Source organism: Pseudoalteromonas sp. AWM4_233 (genome assembly GCF_056158285.1).
Map to the genome: position 1 here is coordinate 1 of NZ_JBSWSZ010000079.1, position 3,802 is coordinate 3,802.

The following is a 3,802-nucleotide window of genomic DNA, read 5'->3' on the forward strand; positions in this document are numbered from 1 at the left end:
GCCAACCAGTAGCTTGTAAAGGCGCATTCTCGGTAAGCATTTGATTTTGTTGTCTTGAGAGATGATAAGGAATATTTCCCCGCTTACGCTATAGCTCCCGTGATTCGTACAGAGATATTGGAACAACATCCTGTAATTGGTGAAGAGCTAAATAAAGTTTCTGGTTTGTTGACGGATGATGTGATGGCTACTCTTAACGCTCGAGTTGATGTCGAAAGAACCTCTATCGAAACCGTTGCTAGAGAGTTTTTACAGTCAAACTTGCTTATACCAATGATGTAGAGATGATAAAAGCTTACTATCAGAAATAAGTTACTTTACGGACATCATGAACATGATGTCCGTTTTTTTAATTTGAGTACGACAAATGAGAAGCAAAGATTTGCATGTTGGTGTTGCCCAATTTGAGAGTGTTATTGGCGATGTGGATCAAAATATTGAGAAGCATCTATATTGGATTGAGAAAGCTAGACTAGAGGGCATTGAGCTATTAGTGATGCCTGAGTTATCGTTGACAGGTCATTATGGACCGGAGTTTTTGTTGACGGCTGCAATGAGACGTAATGACCCGCGGTTGAAAAGGCTTGCTGAAGCAACTGGAACAATGGCAGTTTGTGTCGGCTTTATCGAAGAAGGGCCTGCTGCTCAATTTTATAATTCTGCTGCCATATTAAAAGACGGTAAGATGGTGCATATTCATCGTAAGATTAATGTACCTAATTACGGTAAGCTTGAGGAAGGAAAGCATTACGCATGTGGCCGTTTTGTGGAGACTTATAATCTAGATGAAGATTGGTGTACTGGATTACTGATTTGTGCAGACGCTTGGAATCCTGCGCTAACGAATTTGGCCTTTCTGAATGGTGCAACGCCTTTAGTATGTCCAGTCAGTTCTGGTATTGAGGCGGTAGGAGTTGATTTTGATAACCCTGGCGGTTGGGCTAGTACGATGCGCTTCTATTCTATGATGTATGGTGCTCCGTCTATTATGGCGAACCGTACAGGTTCAGAGAAAGATTTAAGCTTCTGGGGAGGATCTCGTATTGTTGATGCTTTTGGTAAAGAAATAGTAGTTGCTGGCTCTGATGAAGAGCTGATAAGCGCTACGTTATCTTATGATGTGGTTAGAAAGGCCCGCTACCAATTGCCTACAGTACGCGATAGTAATTTGTCTTTGATCGAACGTGAAACGTCACGTTTGATAGAGAAAATTGGTGTACCCGATTTCGTTCGGCACGATTAGTCGTTCATGTCCATGTTCACAAAGCGAGCCTATTCGGTTCGCTTTTTTGTTCTTTATATTTATCGTTTTATTACTTTCCCTGATGGAGCTTATGGCGTAGTTTGCGCTCTTCACCAGGACTACAACCAAACTGTGCTCGATAAGCACTTCCCATATGAGAAGTTGAGACAAAACCACATTTTAACGCAATAGCTGATATCGGGTCTGTGCTTTCACGTAATAAACGTTGAGCTTCTTTTAGCCTTAGTGTTACATAAAACTTTTGTGGTGATAGATTAAAGTGCTGTCGCCAAAGACGTTCCATTTGTCGTAGAGAGACATTGCTTAGCTGCGATAGATCGTGAACTGTAATAGGGTTTTCTAAGTTCTGTTCCATAAGTGCTATTGCAGATGTTATGCGTTTATCATTTACTCCAAAGCGTTGTTCAATCTCCAATCTTTGATGATCTTCACTGCTACGTACACGACCGATGAGAAATTGATCAACAACTTCAGCGGCAAGCCGTCCTCCGTAATCTTTAGTCAATTGATGGAGTATTAAGTCGATTGCAGCCGATCCCTCCTGCGCAAGTCCAACGTTTTCGGTCGGTAACAAATATGTCTCTTTTTACAGATATAGATGGGAATTTCTCTGAAAACTCTGTAATTGATTCCCAGTGTAAAGTACATTCATAACCGTCTAGTAGCCCAGCTTGGGCTAATATGAAGCTACCATTACTAATTGCTCCGAGTACGCCACCGCAAGATGAAAAATGCTGTAAGTAGCTAAAGACTTTGCGACTTTTTAGCTCTGGTATATCTAAGCTTGCAATAACAAACAGGCGATCTAGCTTGACAGGATCATCGATTGAGTTAGTTTCTAGAGAAATTCCGCTACTTGACTCGATTGCTTTGCCTTCGGCGGACAGCAGTTTCCATTCATAAAATTCGCAACCAGATAGTCGATTTGCCGCACGTAAAGGCTCGAACGCAGAGGTCAAAGCCATCATAGAAAAGCCTGGATACAGAAGAAAGCCAATGGTGATTGGGGGGGGCATCTATCTAATCCTATTGTTCTTGTATTAGGTAGATTATTCGCGATTATAGGGAAAAAGTCTATTTATGATAGGGAGTTATAGAGCTGGGCTGATAACAGTCTCGGTGACTGAATCAGCCCAAAAAACACCTCAGTGTTTTAGTTTAACGAGCGGTAGCGCGTATCAATTTGAGCAATAAGCTCTTTAAAGATTGGGTGGTCTGCAACAAGTTGTTGGCCATGTTCCATTCCTTGAATGATCAAAGGAGCGTTACCTTTCTCGCCAGGGTAAACGTCGAACAGGCGTTTTGACTCTTCCGGCATGTGAAGAGTGTTGTCTGAGCCGTGTACAATCAATACTGGTGGGTAAGTGCCATTTTCTGGTTTGATCTCAGACTCTGGGTCAAACTGAACGTATGTTTGGTATGACTTGGCGGTAACATACTGTACGCCTGGCCAATGGTCTGCACCACCTACATCTGTGTAGTTCCCTAGTTGTTCATCAACGTAGGCTTGAGTATTTGGATCCAGTGGGTAGTAGCCTAGTTTCGTCGCTTCTGTCCCAGTGTCAAAAGATGGGATCGCGTCGTCTTCAGCTAAAGCGAACAAAGCTTTATCTGCACCCTCCTATGTCTGCGCGTAGGTTTTGTAGGTTGCGTAAATTAGTGTAGCTCATTGGCACGTATAGAGGTAGTTGCTCGCCACCCACTGCAACCATTTGGTTTACCGCTGCTAAGCTTGCTACTGCACCCATAGCCCAAGAAATAACGATAGGCATGCGACCTGCGTGCTCGCGAGCAGCTTTAAAAAATAATCAGCACTTCTTTTGCATCTAAGATTTTGTGGTGTGAATTTGCTTTTGCTAAATGCCCGACGCTGTTGCCGTCCAATTTATCCATGACTTTGGTTTTGGAAGTTTAGTTTCAGATGATCTAGTCGGCTCACACCTGCCATTTATTTTTGATCAAGATAGCAACACGCTCTATACACATTTAGCAAAAGCAAATTCACACCACAAAATCTTAGATGCAAAAGAAGTGCTGATTATTTTTTCAGGGCCCCATGCATATATTTCTCCTAGTTGGTATGAAAAAGGCCCTGCCGTACCGACATGGAACTATGCTGCGGTTCACGTTAAAGGAAGAGTAAAACTTCTCGATGGGCCAGGGACGATGGCTGTAGTGACTAAAACAGTTGAAAAATACGAAGCAGACTTATTCAATCAAGTTGATATTTATAATCATGAATTTAATACGCGTTTGTCTCGCGCTATCGTTGGTGTTGAAATAGAAATTTTGAGTATAGAAGGTAAGCTCAAGCTTGGACAACATCGAAGTGTTACCGATCAACAAGGGGTTTTTGATAATTTAAGCTCCAAAGATGATGAATCACAAATGCTTGCAAAGTACATGCAAAAAATAAGTGTCGGTATTGGTTCTATTGAGACGAGCTAAATGTACAGCTCATTTTCGGTTGGGCATCTTCACATTATAATTTATAGAGCAGGTGCTGTGTAAGAGGTGAATCTAACCGTCGTTAACCTT

General features: G+C 42.1%; 6 protein-coding genes and 1 pseudogene. 3 read left to right on the top strand and 4 right to left on the bottom strand.

Going from position 1 to position 3,802, the window contains the following annotated elements; all coding sequences use genetic code 11:
• Nucleotides 1-48 precede the first annotated feature (48 nt).
• Nucleotides 49-282: pseudogene (locus ACXAC4_RS20450) on the top strand (glycine betaine ABC transporter substrate-binding protein); the annotation flags it as partial.
• Between the two features lie 85 nt (nucleotides 283-367).
• Nucleotides 368-1,243: a nitrilase-related carbon-nitrogen hydrolase gene (locus tag ACXAC4_RS20455; RefSeq protein WP_475165031.1), complete on the top strand. Its 876-nt coding sequence runs from the start codon at nucleotides 368-370 to the stop codon at nucleotides 1,241-1,243.
• A 70-nt stretch (nucleotides 1,244-1,313) separates the two neighbouring features.
• On the opposite strand, the gene ACXAC4_RS20460 is transcribed toward ACXAC4_RS20455, so the two are convergent.
• The 4 genes from ACXAC4_RS20460 to ACXAC4_RS20475 form a co-directional block, all read right to left on the bottom strand.
• Nucleotides 1,314-1,838, bottom strand: coding sequence for a GlxA family transcriptional regulator (locus ACXAC4_RS20460; protein ID WP_475165032.1), 525 nt, complete (start codon nucleotides 1,836-1,838; stop codon nucleotides 1,314-1,316).
• The gene (locus ACXAC4_RS20465; RefSeq protein WP_475165033.1) at nucleotides 1,762-2,280 is read right to left on the bottom strand and encodes an AraC family transcriptional regulator; all 519 of its coding nucleotides are present in this window, start codon (nucleotides 2,278-2,280) and stop codon (nucleotides 1,762-1,764) included. Before ACXAC4_RS20465 ends, ACXAC4_RS20460 begins: the two co-directional genes overlap by 77 nt.
• Before the next feature lie 137 nt (nucleotides 2,281-2,417).
• On the bottom strand, nucleotides 2,418-2,867 hold the full coding sequence (locus ACXAC4_RS20470; protein ID WP_475165034.1) for a hypothetical protein: 450 nt from the start codon (nucleotides 2,865-2,867) through the stop codon (nucleotides 2,418-2,420).
• Between the two features lie 4 nt (nucleotides 2,868-2,871).
• Nucleotides 2,872-3,036 carry a hypothetical protein gene (locus ACXAC4_RS20475; protein WP_475165037.1) on the bottom strand — a complete coding sequence of 55 codons (165 nt, stop codon included), beginning with the start codon at nucleotides 3,034-3,036 and terminating at the stop codon, nucleotides 2,872-2,874.
• Nucleotides 3,037-3,124: 88 nt separating this feature from the next.
• Here ACXAC4_RS20475 and ACXAC4_RS20480 point away from each other — a divergent pair, with 88 nt between their 5' ends.
• Nucleotides 3,125-3,712: an FMN-binding negative transcriptional regulator gene (locus ACXAC4_RS20480; protein ID WP_475165039.1), complete on the top strand. Its 588-nt coding sequence runs from the start codon at nucleotides 3,125-3,127 to the stop codon at nucleotides 3,710-3,712.
• Nucleotides 3,713-3,802 lie beyond the last annotated feature (90 nt).

Excerpts from the sequence above, each read along its gene's own strand:
- ACXAC4_RS20455 (WP_475165031.1), top strand. The coding sequence starts at position 368 with ATGAGAAGCAAAGATTTGCATGTTGGTGTTGCCCAATTTGAGAGTGTT.
- ACXAC4_RS20465 (WP_475165033.1), bottom strand. The coding sequence starts at position 2,280 with ATGCCCCCCCCAATCACCATTGGCTTTCTTCTGTATCCAGGCTTTTCT.
- ACXAC4_RS20475 (WP_475165037.1), bottom strand. The coding sequence starts at position 3,036 with ATGCCTATCGTTATTTCTTGGGCTATGGGTGCAGTAGCAAGCTTAGCA.
- ACXAC4_RS20480 (WP_475165039.1), top strand. The coding sequence starts at position 3,125 with ATGCCCGACGCTGTTGCCGTCCAATTTATCCATGACTTTGGTTTTGGA.